Below are 13,796 nucleotides of genomic sequence, written 5' to 3' on the forward strand. Positions count from 1 at the left end.
CGGATCAATCCGCCTCGTGGCAATCGGCGCGACGCACTTCTTCGACGAACTTGCGCATCTTGTAGCCGTCCTTGATGCCCGGTTCGGATTCGATGCCACTGGACACATCCACACCCCACGGCAGCGTGGCCACGATCGCGTCGAACACGTTGTCCGGGGTGATCCCGCCGGCCAGCAGGAACGGCCGGTGCAGGCCGGTGGGGAGGCGGGTCCAGTCGAAGGCGACGCCGGTGCCACCGCCGCCACCGGGGGCGTGGCTGTCGAACAGGAAGCCGGCCGCGCTGGGATAACGCAGTTGCAGCTGGCGGGCGTTGACCTCGTCCTTGCCCCCCATCGCCACGGCCTTCAGGTACGGCATGTTGAAGCTGCGGCAGAACGATTCGTCTTCGTCACCGTGGAACTGCAGCAGGGTCGGCCGCACGGTGCGCAGCACTTCGCGCACCTCTTCCTTGGTGTTGTCGCGGAACAGGGCCACCACGTCCACCATCGGTGCGATCGCCTGGCGCATCGCGCGCGCCTCGGCCGGGGCGACCCGGCGCTTGCTCTCGCGGGCGAAGATGAAACCGACGGCGTCCACGCCGAGCTCGCCGGCCAGGCGTACATCGCCGGCACGGGTCATGCCGCAGAACTTGATACGGGTGCGGTAGAAGGAGCGGCTCATAAGGTGACCTCGGCAGGCAGCTGCCAGTTGTCGGGGTACAGGGGACCAACGAAGACCAATCCCTGCGGCGGAGCGGTCGGGCCGGCCACGGTGCGGTCGCGCCCGGCCAGCAGTTGCCCCATCCACGCGACCGGCTGCTCACCACAACCGACCAGGATCAATGAACCGACGATATTGCGCACCATGTGATGAAGGAATGCATTGGCCTGAACGGCGACCTCCACCACCTCGCCCTGACGGGTCACCGAGAGCGATTGCATGTGCCGGCGCGCATGCAGGGCCTCGCACTGCACGCTGCGGAAGGCGCTGAAGTCGTTCTCGCCCAGCAGGGCCTGCCCGGCCGCATGCATCCGTTCGGCATCCAGCGGCCGGCGCTCCCAGCTCAGGGTCTGCCGGTACAGCGCCGGGCGGACCTGGCGGTTGAGCAGACGATAGCGGTAGCGGCGCGCGCGCGCGGCGAAACGTGCGTGGAACTCGTCGGCCACCGGTACGCACCAGCGCACAGCGATGGAGCGCGGCAGGCGGGTGGTGGTGCCCAGCATCCAGCTGCGCGGATCGCGCACGACCTCCGTATCGAAATGCACGACCTGGCATTCGCCGTGCACGCCGGCATCGGTGCGCCCGGCACACACCACCTGGATCGGCGCATTGGCCACCGAGGACAGCGCGTCCTGCAGGCTGGCCTGCACGCTCGGGCAGCCACTCTCGCCCAACTGCTGCCAGCCCTTGAATTCGCTGCCGTCGTATTCCACGCCCAGTGCGTAGCGCATGGTGAACCTCTATGTTTTGGGGGGCCGGCGCAGGCGCCGGTATTGCATCAGACGGCGTCGCGCTCGGACCACACGGCCAGCTCGTTGCCGCCGGGCTCCAGGAACTGGAACCGGCTGCCGCCGGGGAAGGCGAACACCGGCTTGATGATCTGCCCGCCCTGGGCCAGCACGGCCTCGAGCATGGGCTGCAGATCATCGGCGTAGATCACCAGCAATGGCGCGCCCGCACCCGCCGCCGTCTGCGGCTCAGCGCGGAAGAAGCCGCCCTGGCAACGGCCATCGTCGAAGGCGGTGTAGTCCGGGCCGTAATCCACGAACGACCAGCCGAACACCTGCTCGAAGAAGTGGCGACTGGTTGCGGGATCGCGCGAGGCGAACTCGACATAGTCCAGGCGGCGCTCACGGGCGGCCAGCGGGCGGGCGTCGCTCATCCCAGTCGCGCCAGCAGTTCCCGCGCCTCGGCCTGGCTGTGCGGGTCGGCGCCGACGGCCACTTCGTGCAGCAGCGTCCGCGCGGTCTCGGCATCGCCGAGGTCCAGGTAGGCGATGGCCAGTTCCAGTCGATCACGACCGGGGCTGCCGATCGGCGCGACCGGCGCGTTGTCGGCGACCGGGTCTGCACCCTCGGTGGTGTCGTCATGGGTGGCCATCACCGGCGCAACGTCGGCACCGAGGGTGTGATCGTCTTCGTCTGCCGGACGTTCGGCCGTCGCCGTTTCATCGGGGAATTCGAACACGCCCCGGAACGAAGGCTGCGCGGCGGCTTCCAGCGCATGGGCCGGCGGCTCGATCAGCGGGGCCGGCGCGCGGAACAGCGCCTCATCCACGTTCACGTGCTGCGCATCGGCCTCGATACTGTACGCAGACGCCGCCGTCGCCTCGACCTCCGGCAACACGGGTGCCTCGTCGGTCGCGGTGTCGCTCCAGCGAGGATCATCGAGGGGATCACGCGGATCGGCGTCGTGCGCGGAAGGCGCGAGCGGGAAGACCGGCTCGCGGCGCAGCCCGGCGTAGACGTCGGCCTCTGCAACGGCCTCTTCGTCAGGCACGCGCTGCACGTCCTCCTGCTGCGCTGCCAGTTCGTCCACATCGTCGGCCGCGGGGACGGCAGCAGCCAATGCCATGCCATCGAGCCCATCGCGCGACAGCGGCGGCAGCGGCGACGGCTTGCGGCGGCGTACCAGCGCCCATCCCCCAACTACCAGCAGCAGCACGACCAGGCCCAGCCAGTACCAGCCACCGCCGGCGCTGTCACGCGGGCCGGGTGCCTGCTCCAGGCCCTGTTGCGCAGCGGCCAGTTCGTTGTCCTTCAACGTGATCAGGGACTGCTGCTGGGCCTTGAGCTTCTCCAGCTCGGCCACGCGTTCGCGCAGTTCCTGGATCTCGGCATCGCGCGTGGCGACGTCTTCCTTGGCCTGTCGCAGTTGTTCGTTAGCCAGCATGTCGCCCTCGGTGCCGGCAGCGGTGCCGGTGGTTGTGCCTGCGGTGGTGCCGGCGGCGGCGACGGCCGGCGCGATTTCCAGGCGTGCGCCCTGGCCAGCAGCGGTCGGTGCGGCCGGTGCAGGAGACGGCACGGCGGCCACCCCGCTGTCGGCCGGCTGCGGGATCGCCGCGCGCGACTGCCGCCACTGCGCGGTGTGCTCGCGCACGATCGCCGCGGCCTGCTGGGCATCGATCCCGGCCAGGCCCTCGGCGCCCGGCGTACGCAGTACCGCGCCCTGCTTGAGCAGGTTCACGTTGCCACGGATGAAGGCCTCGGGATTGGCCCGCAGCAGCGCGATCATCGCCTGGTCGCGGTTGACGCCCTGCTCGCGCGCCAGCGAACCGGCGATCTGCGAGAGGGTCTGGCCACGCTGCACGGTGACGCTGCCATCGGCGGCGACGGGTGCGGCCGATGCTGCGCGTGGCGCGGCCGGGCGCGGCGTGGTCGCCGGTTCCGTACGGCGCGGCGGCGTGGCGGCGACCGGCGCCGCCTGCGGTTCGGGCTCGCGGATGATGGCATTGGACATCGCGCCTGCCGGAGCCACGATCTCCGGCTCGGCCACGGCGGCGGCGCTGTTGGGCGCATCCACCAGGGCGGAGTATTCGCGGACCAGACGGCCCTGCCCCCAATCGGCTTCGATCAGGAAATTCAACGAGGGCGTCGCCACGGGCGCATGACTGCTGACGCGCACCACAGCGCGGCCCTGCGCATTGCGGGTCAACTCAAACTGCAGTTCGCTGACCAGTCCGGATGGCGGTTCCAGCCCGACCCGGGCGAAGGTCGCCGGCGAGGCCAGCGCAACGCGGAGGTTTTCCAGCTCGGACGGATCGGCGGAAATGACCGGGATTTCGGCCAGCAGGGGTTGGCCCGGTTTGGACAGCACCCGGATATCGCCCAGGCCCAGGGCCATGGCGGAACTGCTGGCCAGGGCCAGCAGCAGCGTCGACACATACTTGAGCGGACGCACTGCGCCCGGAGCCCGGTTCTTCATGGCGGCCAATATAACGGCTCCCCCCGTGATCGGCGATGTTTCAATGCGGGTAGTAGGCGGCATCCCCATGCCGCCGACCACCACGCGATCAGCCTTCGGCGGCGACCAGTTCGGCCAGCTGCACGGCATTGAGGGCAGCGCCCTTGCGGATGTTGTCCGAGACGATCCACAGGTTCAGGCCGCGCGGGTGGGACAGATCCTCGCGGATGCGGCCGACGTACACCGCATCGGTACCTGAGGCATGGGTGACCGGCGTCGGATAGCCACCCGCTTCATGCTTGTCGACCACTTCCACGCCCGGCGAACGTGACAACAGCTCACGCGCGGCATCCGGGGTGACCTTGTCGCGGGTTTCGATGGTGACCGCTTCGGAGTGGCCATAGAACACGGGCACGCGCACGGCGGTCGGGTTCACCAGGATGCTGTCATCGCCGAGGATCTTGCGGGTTTCCCAGACCAGCTTCATTTCTTCCTTGGTGAAGCCGTTGTCCTGGAAATCATCGATGTGCGGGATCAGGTTGAACGCGATCTGCACCGGGAAGCGCTGCGGATCGATTTCCTGGAAGCTGAGCAGCTGGCCGGTCTGCTTGCCGAGTTCTTCCAGCGCCGAGCGACCGCCGCCGGACACCGACTGGTAGGTGGCCACGTTGATGCGCTCGATGCCGTACTGGCGGTGCAGCGGCGCGAGTGCGACCAGCATCTGCATGGTCGAGCAGTTCGGGTTGGCGATGATGCCGCGCGGGCGGTTCTTGAGCGCTTCCGGGTTCACTTCGGAGACAACCAGCGGCACGTCATCGTCGTAACGGAAGGCCGAGGAGTTGTCGATCACCACCGCACCGGCGGCCGCGAACTTGGGGCCGAACTCCTTGGAGACACTGCCACCGGCGGAGAACAGCGCGATGTCCACGCCGTTCGGATCGAAGGTGCTCAGGTCCTGGACCTTGATCTTCTCGCCCTGGTACTCGATCTCGCCACCGGCCGAACGCGAGGACGCGAGCAGGCTCAGCGTGGCGATCGGGAAGTTGCGCTCGGCCAGGATGGCCAGCATGGTTTCGCCGACAGCACCGGTGGCACCGACGACGGCGACGTGGAAACGACGATCTGGATTGCTCATGAGAACCTCTGTTGGGTGTACCGACCCGTGGCCGATACGTAACGTGCGTTGGGGATGTGTACCGACCAACGATCGGTACCTGCCGTGCCTTGGAGATATGTGCCGACCATCGGTCGGTACCTACCGGTTCGGGAACCTCGCCTGTTGGCCAGCGCGGTTCCCTATCGTTTTGCGTCGTCGATTTTTTTGCCGCCCACGGTCGCACCGCCGGTTTTCACGGCAGCGACAGCGTCGGCGTTGATCGCGCTTGGCGGGTGGCCGGCATCCGGGCCCTGCCCCAGTGCGGCGGTCAGGTTGTCCACGGCCAGCTGCACCATCGCCCGGCGGGTGGCCTGGCTGGCGCTGCCGATATGCGGGGTCAGCACGATGTTGTGCAGGGCGAGCAGTTCCGGGCGCACCGTCGGCTCACCTTCGAACACATCCAGCCCGGCCGCGGCCAGGCGCCCGTTGGCCAGGGCATCGGCGAGCGCCAGCTCATCCACGATACCGCCGCGGGCGATGTTGATCAGCGTGGCGGTCGGCTTCATCTTCGCCAGTGCATCGGCATCGATGATGTGGTGCGAGGCGGCGTTGTAAGGCAGCACGAGCACGAGGTGATCGGCCTGCGCCAGCAGCGTATCCAGATCCACATACTGCGCGCCAACCTCGGCCTCGGTGGCCTCGGGCAGCTGCGAACGGTTGTGGTACAGCACGCGCATGCCGAAGCCGTGTGCGCCGCGGCGGGCGATGCCCTGACCGATGCGGCCCATGCCGAGGATGCCCAGCGTGCTGCCGTGGATGTCCGCACCGAGCATGGTCTGGAACGACCATTGCCCCCACTGCCCGTCACGCAGCCAGCGCTCGGATTCGGTGATGCGGCGCGCGGTGGCCATCAGCAGCGCGAAGCCGAGGTCGGCCGTGGTTTCGGTCAACACATCCGGGGTATTGCTGGCCAGGATACCGGCGGCGCTGAGCGCGTCGATATCCAGGTTGTTGTAGCCCACACCGACGTTGGCGATCGCGCGCAGCTGGGGCGCGTTGGCGATCTCGGCCGCACCGATCCGTTCGTTGAGGGTGATCAGCGCGCCGTCGACGTGGGCCAGCTGTTCGGCCAGTTTCTGCGGCGTATAGCGGGTGACGTCGCCGGTCATGGTCAGGTCGAAATGCTGCCCGAGCTGTTCGACGACATCGTCGAACAGGGGCTGGCTGACCCAGACCTTGGGGCGCCGATCAGCCATCGATCGTGCCCGGAATACGCGGCGTGATCTCGCCGACATCGCCGCACTGGGCGCGGTGGCGCAGCGCCTGGTCCATCAGCACCAGCGCCATCATCGCCTCGGCGATCGGAGTGGCGCGGATGCCCACGCACGGATCGTGACGGCCGGTGGTGATCACCTCGACCGAGGCACCGCTGGCGTCCACCGTGGCACCGGGCAGGCGCAGGCTGGAGGTCGGCTTGAGCACGATCGAGGCGGTGACCTGCTGGCCGGTGGAGATGCCACCGAGGATGCCGCCGGCATGGTTGCTGGCAAACCCCTGCGGGGTGAGCAGGTCACGGTGTTCGGTGCCCTTCTGCGCGGCGCTGGCAAAGCCGTCGCCGATCTCCACGCCCTTGACTGCATTGATGCTCATCAGCGCGGCCGCCAGATCGCCATCGAGCTTGCCGTAGATCGGCTCGCCCCAGCCCGGCGGTACGCCGTCAGCCACCACGTTGACCCGCGCACCGACCGAATCGCCGGACTTGCGCAGCGCATCCATGTAGCTCTCCAGCGCGGGCACCTGATCGGCGACCGGCCAGAAGAACGGGTTGTCTTCCACCGCCGACCAGTCGAACCCGGTCGGGGTGATCTCGCCCAACTGCGAGAGATAGCCACGCACGGTGACGCCATGCCGCTGCAGCAGCCACTTCTTGGCGATCACGCCGGCAGCGACGCGCATGGTGGTTTCGCGCGCGGAGGAACGACCGCCACCGCGCGGATCGCGGATGCCGTACTTCTGCCAGTAGCTGTAGTCGGCATGACCCGGACGGAACTGCTGGGCGATGTTGGTGTAATCCTTGCTGCGCTGGTCCGTATTGCGGATCAGCAGCCCGATCGGGGTGCCGGTGGTACGGCCTTCGTACACCCCGGACAGGATCTCGATCTCATCGGCTTCACGCCGCGCGGAGGTGTGCCGGCTCTTGCCGGTCGCCCGCCGCTGCAGATCATGGGCGAATTCGTCGGCGCTGATCTCCAGCCCCGGCGGACAGCCGTCCACCACGCAGCCGATCGCCGGACCGTGCGATTCGCCGAAGGTGGTGACGGTCAGCAGTTTGCCGAAGCTGTTGGAACTCACGGCCGCTGCGCTGCCAGTTCGGTGATGCGGGCGCTGTGCGCGATCAGTTCGCGGCACTCCACGGCGAAGATGCCCATCTGGCCGACCTTGAACTCGACCCAGCGGAAATCCACTTCCGGCAGCAGCTTGTACAGGTGCTGCTCGGACTCACCCACTTCACAGATCAGCAGGCCATCCTCGCTCAGGTGCAGCGGGGCATCGCGCAGGATCTTCAGCACCAGGTCCAGGCCGTCGTCGCCGGCACGCAGGCCCATCTCCGGCTCGTAGGCATATTCCCGCGGCAGGGCATCGGTCTCGTCGTTGGTGACGTACGGGGGATTGGTGACGATCAGGTCGTAGTGACGGCCGGTCAGGCCGTTGAACAGGTCGGACTTGAGCAGGGTGACGTTGGACGTCTGCAGACGTTCCTTGTTCTCTTCGGCCAGCGAGAGTGCTTCGTCGCTGAGGTCGACGCCGTCCACTTCCCAGTTGGGGTAGTAGTGGCCCATGGCGATGGCGATGCAGCCCGAGCCGGTGCACAGGTCGAGGGCGCGATGGACATCGCGGCCGGCCAGCCACGGCTCGAAGCCGCACTCGATCAGTTCGGCGATCGGGGAGCGCGGCACCAGGGCACGCCTGTCGCTCTTGAAGCTCAGGCCGGCGAACCAGGCCTCACCGGTGAGGTAGGCAGCCGGGATGCGCTCGTCGATGCGGCGCTGGAACAGCTCCAGCACGCGGACCTTTTCGTCCTGCAGCAGGCGGGCCTGGCCGTAGGCCGGGCCGAGGTCATGCGGAAGGTGCAGGCTGTGCAGGACGAGCTGGGTGGCTTCGTCCAGGGCGTTGTCGTAGCTGTGCCCGAAGGTCAGCCCGGCGGCGTTGAAACGGCTGGTGCCGTAGCGGATCAGGTCGATGATCGTGTGGAGTTCGGCGGCCGTTTCGGCGGTCATGGCGGGGCAACAGGCAATGTGGCCCCCGATTATAGGCGCTGGGGCGGGCCGGGGCATCCGTTGCAGTCGAAACGAGCCGGAACCCGGGCCACGGCGAGGATCAAGACAGAAGCCAATGCGGCGGTTGCCAGTCCGTGGGCTGGCGTGCCGACGCCCCTCCCGACAATCCGGCGTGGCTCCCTCTATCATGGTGGCCACTTCCGGGACGGGGCCCTTATGTTCAATCGCAATGTCGGCATCATCCTGCTGATCGCCCTGGCCGCCGGGCTGGGCCTGGTCGTGGCACAGAAGGTCTTCGCGCCCAAGCCAAGCGGTGACCGCCCTGCCACCGAATCGATCACGTTCTATCCGCAGCCGCGTCCGCTGCCCGATTTCAACCTGGGTCAGTCCGATGGCACCCGCCTGATTCCGGGTGAGCTGAAGGGCCACTGGACCCTGGTGTTCCTGGGCTTCACCTTCTGCCCGGATGTGTGCCCGACCACGTTGGCCGATCTGGCCCAGGCCCAGAAACAGTGGGAAGCCCTGCCCGAGACGCTGCGCCCGCGGCTGGTCTTCATTTCGGTCGATCCCGAGCGCGATACGCCGGCACGGCTGGGCGAGTACGTGCATGCGTTCCATAAGGACACCCTGGCCGCGACGGCCGATGTGCCCTCGCTGGAGCGTTTCGCCACCTCGCTGGGCTTTGTGTTCCAGAAGGTGCCGGGCAAGCACTTCGACGAGAACCCCGAGGATTACACCCTCGAACACTCGGCCAGCCTGGCCGTGCTGGACCCGGAAGGCCGCCTGGCCGGTCTGATCCGCCCTCCTTTCCAAGCGCAGGCCATTGCCCGCGACCTGCAACTGCTGACCGAGAAATCCGCCCCATGAGTTTGATGACCACGCTGAGCTACGCCCTGCCCCATCGCCTGCTGTCGTCCATGGCGCGCAGACTGGCGTACTCCAGCAACCCGCGGGTCTCGCGCTGGCTGATCGATACGGTCACCGCCAAGTTCGGCGTGAATCTGGCCGAAGCCGCCAACCCGGACCCGCGCAGCTACCCGACCTTCAACCAGTTCTTCACCCGGGCGCTGAAGCCGGGCGCGCGCGTGGCCGACGCCGATCCGCGCACGCTGGTGATGCCGGCCGATGGCCGGATCAGCCAGCTGGGCAAGATCGAGGACGGCCGCATCTTCCAGGCCAAGGGCCAGTCCTTCACCGCCGCCGAGCTGCTGGGCGATGCCAAGGATGCCGAGGTCTTCCACCACGGCCTGTTCGCCACGGTGTATCTGTCGCCGAAGGATTACCACCGCGTGCACATGCCGTGGACCGGCACGCTGCGCGAGACCGTGCACGTGCCGGGGCGGTTGTTCAGCGTCGGCCCGGCCGCGGTGAACAGGGTGCCGGGGCTGTTCGCCCGCAACGAACGCCTGGTCTGTCACTTCGATACGGACTTCGGCCCGATGGTCTCGGTGATGGTCGGCGCGCTGCTGGTCTCCGGCGTGGAGACGGTGTGGGGCGGCGAGGAAATTCCGGCCTACGGCGATACGATCACGCGCAAGGATTACCGCGGCAAGGGCATCACCCTGGAGCGCTTCGCGGAGATGGCGCGCTTCAACTACGGCTCCACCGTGATCGTGCTGCTGCCGCCGGGGGTGGCCGAGTTCGCGCCACACCTGGATGCCGAGCATGCGGTTCAGTTGGGACAGGCGCTGGCCACCCTGAAATAAAGGTGGTGCCGGCCGCTGGCCGGCACTACCTGGGGCTCACGCCCATAAAAAACGCCCCGGGAAACCGGGGCGTTTTTTTGTGTGAGATGTTCCGCTGCGATCAGATCTCGACCGGGCCGACGTCCATGCCGTCGTAGTCTTCCACGCCGTTCGCTTCGGCCAGGGCCTGCAGCTCATGGTTGCGGGCATCCAGCGAGGCTTCGGTGTGCACCTCGGCGCGCTCCACGTGCAGCACGTGGTACGGGTCTTCGCCTTCTTCAAGGTCCGGTTCGAACACTTCCACCAGGGTGTACCCCAGTTCGACCAGCTTCTCGCCCAGGCCGTGCAACGGCTCCGGGGTGGTGTTGACGAAGAAGTAGCCCCACAGCATCGGGCCGTTGAGGTCCCAATCGGTGTTTTCACGGATGTTGGCGAACATCTCGTTGATTGCGGTGATATCCATCTGGGTGTCCTGTATGCGTGTTGCGGTGAGCGCCGGCACGTGGCCGACGCTGCGATGGATGTGCTGGGCCGGGCGGCCACAGGCGTGATGCCGGCGAGCCTACCCGGTTATGGCTTACTTGTCGCAGCCCTGCAGCTTGATGCTCTGGCCCTGCCTGAGCGAATAGGCCGGCGCCTTGAGGCCATTGGCCCGTGCCAGGGTCGGCACATCGCACTGGAACTTGGCCGCGATCCTGCCCAGCGTCTCGCCCTTGCCCACCTTGTAGCTGCGGGCCGGCTTGGCCTTGGGCTTGGCGGCCGGGACGGCTACCGGCGCGGCCGGGGTCACCGCGGGCATGGCCTGCGCCTGGGCGACCGGGACCACGCTGCCCACCGCCACGTTGCCGGTGTAGCTGACCGCCGTAGGCCGCACGATCGCCGCATTGAGGTCGGCGGTGATGAGGGTGCGGGCCAGATCGGCGCGCGGGCCGCTGACGCAGAACCGGTTGTACAGGCCCGCGATGCGGGTGGTCGCGTTGATGATGGTGCCGGCCGGAATCCAGCCGTCGGCCTCATAGCGCGGGTTGAGGTTGCGCAGCGCGCGCATGTAGCCGTCACGGGTACCGGTGCTGCCCAGGCAGATGGTCAGCTCGTAGATCGTGGTCGACTTGGCCAGGCGGATGGTCGCCGGCTGCGCGCTGATCTTCGGGAATTCCACGCCGTACTGCTGCGGGTGCAGATAGATCCACGCCGCGGCGATCACCATCGGCACGTAGTCCTTTGTCTCGCCCGGGAACTGGTTGTAGACGCTGTCGGTCCAGAAGCCCTGCCCCGGGTACTGGCGGAACACGCGGATGGCACGGCCCTCACCGCCGTTGTAACCGGCCAGCGACAGCTCGACACTGTTGTTGAGCTCACGCATACGTTCGTTGAGGTAGGTCGCGCTGGCCTCGGCCGCGCTGCGGGCATCAAAGCGCGTATCAAAGCCGGTGCCGTCCGGGCCGAGACCAAAGCGACGCCCGGTGGCGGGCATGAACTGCATCAGCCCGGCGGCGCCGGCACGCGAAGAGGCGTGCACGCGGCCGTTGGATTCCTTGGCCATGATCCCGAACAGCAGCGCTTCGGGCAGGCCGCGCTTTTCCCACTCCGGCCACATCACCGCACGCAGGTTCTGGTAGTTCTCGTAACTGGTGAGCAGCGCCGGGCGCATGTCGGTCAACCAGCGGCGGATGCCGGCCTGCACGGCCGGGTTGTACTCGACCATGGTGTCGAAGGCGTGCCGCTTGTCGTTGAGCAGCGCTGCAGCGCGGGCGGCTTCCGGCACATCGGCGGCCAGCGGGCCGACATGGTCCGGGTCGGCCTCCAGCAAGGTGCCGTCGGCGATGGCCGTGCCGTCCTCGCTGTCCTGCTGGCTGTCGGCGTTGCTCTTGAGCAGGCGCTTGTAGGTCGGCAGCAGGTTGCTGACCTGGCAGCCCTTCTGGGCCACACAGGCGCTGATCACATCCTCCATGTCCTCCAGCGCGGCGTCGGCCTCGTTGGTGCCTTTCGGGTCGGCATTGTTCACCAGCACCAGCGCCGCGTTGTAGCGCTTTTCGGCGGCTGTCATGCGCTGGTCGAGCGCCTCCACCTTGGCCTTGTCGCGGGCGGAGACGCGCTGGGCATGGGCCTCGGGGACGATCGACAGCATCGCGGCAACGGCCAACAGCGGCCAACCACGGACAAGCAAGACAGGAACGGGCATTTTTGGCACTGTGTGCGAACGATGGGGCAGAGTAGCCGCGCCGCTTGCATCCGGGCAACCCGTCTGCCGGCCGGCCAACGCCGACGTTTAGAATCCCGCCTATTCACACTGCGAGTTGACCATGGATCCGATTCTGCTCGGCAAAGGCATCACCGACGATATCCCCGTGACCCTGTTGCCGCGGCTGGGCAACCGCCACGGCCTGGTGGCCGGCGCGACCGGCACCGGCAAGACCGTCACCCTGATGACGCTGGCCGAGGGCTTCTCGCGGATCGGCGTACCGGTGTTCCTGGCTGATGTGAAGGGTGACGTGTCGGGCTTGGCCGTGCCCGGTGCCGGGACCGAGGCGCTGCTGCAGCGCGCGACCGATCTCGGCGTGGCCGATTACGCGCCCGCCGCCAGCCCGACCATCTTCTGGGACCTGTACGGCAAGCTCGGCCACCCCGTGCGCACCACAGTGAGCGAGATGGGCCCGACCCTGCTCGCGCGCATCCTGGAACTCAACGACACCCAGGCCGGCGTGCTGGACATCGTGTTCAAGCTCGCCGACGACCGCGGCCTGCTGCTGCTCGACCTGGACGATCTGCGCGCCCTGCTCGGCCTGGTCGCCGAGGAGCGCAAGGACATCTCCACCGAATACGGCCTGGTCAGTGCGCAGACGGTGGCGGCGATCCAGCGCTCGCTGCTGCGCCTGTCACAGGACGGTGGCGAAGCGTTCTTCGGCGAGCCTGCACTGGAGCTGGCCGACCTGATGCGCGTCAACCACGATGGCCGCGGCGTGATCGGCATCCTCGCCGCCGACCAGCTTGTGCTCAAGCCGCGGCTGTATTCCACCTTCCTGCTGTGGCTGCTCTCGGAGCTGTTCGAAACGCTGCCGGAAGTGGGCGATCTGGAGAAGCCGAAGCTGGTCTTCATCTTCGATGAGGCGCACCTGCTGTTCGATGACGCACCGCCGGCGCTGGTGCAGCGCATCGAGCAGGTGGTCCGGCTGATCCGCTCCAAGGGCGTGGGCGTCTACTTCTGCTCACAGTTCCCGGATGACGTGCCGGCCAACATTCTCGGCCAGCTCGGCAACCGCGTGCAGCATGCGCTGCGTGCGTTCACGCCGCGCGACCAGAAAGCAGTGAAGGTCGCCGCCGAAACCTTCGTGCCCAACCCGAAGCTGGATGTGGCCGCCACGCTGGCCAAGCTGGGTACCGGTGAAGCGCTGGTGTCCACGCTGCAGGACAAGGGTATCCCCTCGCCTGTGCAGCAGACCCAGATCGCGCCACCGCGTTGCCGGATGGGCGCGATCACCGAGGCCGAACGTGCGCAGGTGCGCGCCGGCAGCCCGGTCGGCACCCGCTACGACACCGCGATCAATCGCGAATCGGCGGCGGAACGGCTGGCGCAGCGCGCGCAGAAGGCGGTCGAGCAGGCCGATGCGCCCAAAGCCCGCACCCGCCAGCAGGATGAAGCGCAGGAGGGCGGCTTTGGCCAGAGCATCAAGGACGCGATCTTCGGCACCAAGCGCCGCCAGGGCATGATCGAAACCATGGCCAAGCAGACCACCCGTACCGTCGGCACCAAGCTGGGCAACCAGATCGTGCGTGGCCTGCTGGGCGGTATTTTCGGCGGAAAGCGCTGATACTTCGTGTCGCGCCCTGTGGCGCGGCACCTTTTGACGAGCACA

13 protein-coding genes are annotated in these 13,796 nt (G+C 67.6%); 3 read left to right on the forward strand and 10 right to left on the reverse strand.

The window, feature by feature from the left end:
• Positions 1 to 4 precede the first annotated feature (4 nt).
• The 8 genes from ABE571_RS05625 to prmB all read right to left on the reverse strand — a co-directional run bounded on the left by ABE571_RS05625 (position 5) and on the right by prmB (position 8,257).
• On the reverse strand, positions 5 to 661 hold the full coding sequence (locus ABE571_RS05625; protein WP_088433287.1) for a phosphoribosylanthranilate isomerase: 657 nt from the start codon (positions 659 to 661) through the stop codon (positions 5 to 7).
• On the reverse strand, positions 658 to 1,431 hold the full coding sequence (gene truA, locus ABE571_RS05630) for a tRNA pseudouridine(38-40) synthase TruA (RefSeq protein WP_313208952.1): 774 nt from the start codon (positions 1,429 to 1,431) through the stop codon (positions 658 to 660). Before truA ends, ABE571_RS05625 begins: the two co-directional genes overlap by 4 nt.
• A gap of 47 nt (positions 1,432 to 1,478) precedes the next feature.
• Positions 1,479 to 1,862, reverse strand: a complete 384-nt coding sequence (locus ABE571_RS05635) for a VOC family protein (protein ID WP_346493357.1) — start codon at positions 1,860 to 1,862, stop codon at positions 1,479 to 1,481.
• On the reverse strand, positions 1,859 to 3,904 hold the full coding sequence (locus ABE571_RS05640; RefSeq protein ID WP_346493358.1) for a FimV/HubP family polar landmark protein: 2,046 nt from the start codon (positions 3,902 to 3,904) through the stop codon (positions 1,859 to 1,861). Before ABE571_RS05640 ends, ABE571_RS05635 begins: the two co-directional genes overlap by 4 nt.
• An 88-nt stretch (positions 3,905 to 3,992) precedes the next feature.
• The gene (locus ABE571_RS05645) at positions 3,993 to 5,018 is read right to left on the reverse strand and encodes an aspartate-semialdehyde dehydrogenase (protein ID WP_102788063.1); all 1,026 of its coding nucleotides are present in this window, start codon (positions 5,016 to 5,018) and stop codon (positions 3,993 to 3,995) included.
• Positions 5,019 to 5,179: 161 nt separating this feature from the next.
• The gene (locus ABE571_RS05650) at positions 5,180 to 6,235 is read right to left on the reverse strand and encodes a D-glycerate dehydrogenase (RefSeq protein WP_346464653.1); all 1,056 of its coding nucleotides are present in this window, start codon (positions 6,233 to 6,235) and stop codon (positions 5,180 to 5,182) included.
• On the reverse strand, positions 6,228 to 7,331 hold the full coding sequence (aroC, locus tag ABE571_RS05655; RefSeq protein WP_070425600.1) for a chorismate synthase: 1,104 nt from the start codon (positions 7,329 to 7,331) through the stop codon (positions 6,228 to 6,230). The genes ABE571_RS05650 and aroC overlap by 8 nt, the downstream gene beginning before the upstream one ends.
• A complete protein-coding gene (gene prmB / locus ABE571_RS05660; protein ID WP_313208948.1) occupies positions 7,328 to 8,257 on the reverse strand; it encodes a 50S ribosomal protein L3 N(5)-glutamine methyltransferase in 930 nt (309 codons plus the stop codon). The genes aroC and prmB overlap by 4 nt, the downstream gene beginning before the upstream one ends.
• 216 nt (positions 8,258 to 8,473) lie before the next feature.
• Between prmB and ABE571_RS05665 the strand changes: the two genes are divergently transcribed.
• Together ABE571_RS05665 and asd are read left to right on the forward strand one after the other, a co-directional pair.
• Positions 8,474 to 9,124 carry an SCO family protein gene (locus ABE571_RS05665; protein WP_265308475.1) on the forward strand — a complete coding sequence of 217 codons (651 nt, stop codon included), beginning with the start codon at positions 8,474 to 8,476 and terminating at the stop codon, positions 9,122 to 9,124.
• A complete protein-coding gene (gene asd, locus ABE571_RS05670) occupies positions 9,121 to 9,963 on the forward strand; it encodes an archaetidylserine decarboxylase (RefSeq protein ID WP_121038477.1) in 843 nt (280 codons plus the stop codon). Before ABE571_RS05665 ends, asd begins: the two co-directional genes overlap by 4 nt.
• Before the next feature lie 100 nt (positions 9,964 to 10,063).
• Here asd and ABE571_RS05675 read toward each other — a convergent pair whose 3' ends face one another.
• Together ABE571_RS05675 and ABE571_RS05680 are read right to left on the reverse strand one after the other, a co-directional pair.
• On the reverse strand, positions 10,064 to 10,405 hold the full coding sequence (locus ABE571_RS05675) for a ribonuclease E inhibitor RraB (RefSeq protein ID WP_121038480.1): 342 nt from the start codon (positions 10,403 to 10,405) through the stop codon (positions 10,064 to 10,066).
• Between the two features lie 114 nt (positions 10,406 to 10,519).
• A complete protein-coding gene (locus tag ABE571_RS05680) occupies positions 10,520 to 12,124 on the reverse strand; it encodes a transglycosylase SLT domain-containing protein (protein WP_313208947.1) in 1,605 nt (534 codons plus the stop codon).
• Between the two features lie 121 nt (positions 12,125 to 12,245).
• Between ABE571_RS05680 and ABE571_RS05685 the strand changes: the two genes are divergently transcribed.
• Positions 12,246 to 13,751, forward strand: a complete 1,506-nt coding sequence (locus ABE571_RS05685; RefSeq protein ID WP_313208946.1) for a helicase HerA-like domain-containing protein — start codon at positions 12,246 to 12,248, stop codon at positions 13,749 to 13,751.
• The last annotated feature ends 45 nt before the right edge of the window (positions 13,752 to 13,796 follow it).

This window comes from Stenotrophomonas sp. TWI273 (assembly GCF_039674765.1).
Taxonomy (GTDB): Bacteria; Pseudomonadota; Gammaproteobacteria; order Xanthomonadales; family Xanthomonadaceae; genus Stenotrophomonas.

What these genes read in the sequence shown, in the direction of transcription:
- ABE571_RS05625 (WP_088433287.1), bottom strand. Translation starts at nt 661, where the DNA reads ATGAGCCGCTCCTTCTACCGCACCCGTATCAAGTTCTGCGGCATGACC.
- ABE571_RS05645 (WP_102788063.1), bottom strand. Translation starts at nt 5,018, where the DNA reads ATGAGCAATCCAGATCGTCGTTTCCACGTCGCCGTCGTCGGTGCCACC.
- asd (WP_121038477.1), top strand. Translation starts at nt 9,121, where the DNA reads ATGAGTTTGATGACCACGCTGAGCTACGCCCTGCCCCATCGCCTGCTG.
- ABE571_RS05680 (WP_313208947.1), bottom strand. Translation starts at nt 12,124, where the DNA reads ATGCCCGTTCCTGTCTTGCTTGTCCGTGGTTGGCCGCTGTTGGCCGTT.
- ABE571_RS05635 (WP_346493357.1), bottom strand. Translation starts at nt 1,862, where the DNA reads ATGAGCGACGCCCGCCCGCTGGCCGCCCGTGAGCGCCGCCTGGACTAT.
- ABE571_RS05675 (WP_121038480.1), bottom strand. Translation starts at nt 10,405, where the DNA reads ATGGATATCACCGCAATCAACGAGATGTTCGCCAACATCCGTGAAAAC.
- ABE571_RS05640 (WP_346493358.1), bottom strand. Translation starts at nt 3,904, where the DNA reads ATGAAGAACCGGGCTCCGGGCGCAGTGCGTCCGCTCAAGTATGTGTCG.
- ABE571_RS05685 (WP_313208946.1), top strand. Translation starts at nt 12,246, where the DNA reads ATGGATCCGATTCTGCTCGGCAAAGGCATCACCGACGATATCCCCGTG.
- truA (WP_313208952.1), bottom strand. Translation starts at nt 1,431, where the DNA reads ATGCGCTACGCACTGGGCGTGGAATACGACGGCAGCGAATTCAAGGGC.
- ABE571_RS05650 (WP_346464653.1), bottom strand. Translation starts at nt 6,235, where the DNA reads ATGGCTGATCGGCGCCCCAAGGTCTGGGTCAGCCAGCCCCTGTTCGAC.
- prmB (WP_313208948.1), bottom strand. Translation starts at nt 8,257, where the DNA reads ATGACCGCCGAAACGGCCGCCGAACTCCACACGATCATCGACCTGATC.
- ABE571_RS05665 (WP_265308475.1), top strand. Translation starts at nt 8,474, where the DNA reads ATGTTCAATCGCAATGTCGGCATCATCCTGCTGATCGCCCTGGCCGCC.